Origin of the sequence: Palleronia aestuarii (genome assembly GCF_003253995.1) — a bacterium.
GTDB lineage: Bacteria > Pseudomonadota > Alphaproteobacteria > Rhodobacterales > Rhodobacteraceae > Palleronia > Palleronia aestuarii.
In genome coordinates, this window is the sequence record NZ_QKZL01000075.1 from 1 (window position 1) to 1339 (window position 1339).

1 pseudogene is annotated in these 1339 nt (G+C 61.6%); it reads left to right on the top strand.

Going from position 1 to position 1339, the window contains the following annotated elements:
* Positions 1-379: pseudogene (locus LX81_RS22675) on the top strand (hypothetical protein); the annotation flags it as partial.
* Positions 380-1339 lie beyond the last annotated feature (960 nt).

The following is a 1339-nucleotide window of genomic DNA, read 5'->3' on the forward strand; positions in this document are numbered from 1 at the left end:
TGCGGTAGCGGGTGTTGGCAGGCTTTGGCATGCCATCGATCTAACTATCAGGATTCCCGAGGTGAATCCTTCTCACCGATATATGCAACAAGGCCGTCTCGCCGCCTTGATCGCCGACGGGCACCTCCCGGCCACCACGATGTTCAACCCCCGCACCCGGCGCGAGCGACGCTACATGACCGAGGCCGACGGTGCTGCGTTCCAGGTGCGGTTCACGACCGTCACGCTGCTGTCGCGAAAGCACAGCCTGTCCGCGCAGCAGATCCTGAGCCGCCGGCGCGAGAAGGGCGTGCGGCGCTTCCGGCCGGGGCTGGGGTCGACGGCCGGCACCTACGGGCCCGTCTACCTCCTTGTCGAAACCGAGGGCGCGTTCGCGTAGGGGCTGCGGCCGAAGCGATCGCGTCGATGGGTCCGGGATGGAAGGCTGCCGCGGGGGCCGGCTCCCGCGGCCGCTGCGAAGTTTCGGTCATGGACCGAGCCTTCACTGCCCATGGAGGAGGCACCGTTCATCTCAGGACGCGGCGGTGAAATGCATCAGGGCTACGCTGACCGACAGGTAGGACTGCCTGTGAGGCGCGGACTGTCGACTGCGGAACGCTTCCGAAGAGGGTGGCAGTCTGCGCCGATTGTCATCGATGAGGCCGGGACGCACCGGCCTTCGAAGTGGCGAGACGGAATGATCTGCCAATGCGAAGTCGCGGCATCCGCACCAGAAGTCGTGCCTCGTTCGGTGCGGCTTCTACTCAACGCATTGAGCTGGAACATCTTATTCGTCGCGTACGTCCGCCCGTAAGCTTCCCGCGACGGATCTCGCGCAGACTTCCGGTGCGTTTCGCGCAGACTTCTGCTGATTCTGACATTAGTGTCAGACGCACCAAAAGTCTGCTCAAGCGGTGATTCCGTGCAGTCTGAGGAAGTCAAAATAATCATCGACATCAGTTAGTTATTCGTTGTCTGAGTTTGCTTGCAAACCATTAGTATGCGCAGCGCATGAGAAAGCTGCGCAAACCTCGTCGAAGGTTTTCTGTCGAAGAAAGACCGCGCACGAAAAAGCCCGCGTCCTGGGGGCGCGGGCTTCAGCCGTCTGGGAATACTGAGTGGTGGTCAGTCGCCGATCGCCTGAATGAAGGGATGGTCCCTGCGGAACACCGTCTCGAAGTCGCTGTGCCAGAACGGACTCGCGGCGGGAGCGACCTTCGTCTTGTCGGTCCACCACTTGACGAAATGTTCGCGCTCGAGCCGGGGTGACCTGCCACGGGATTTTTCCTCCACCGTCGATTAGAGTCCGCCCCAACTTGAGGACGGACAATGAAGCGAACGAGCTTCACGGACGAGCAGA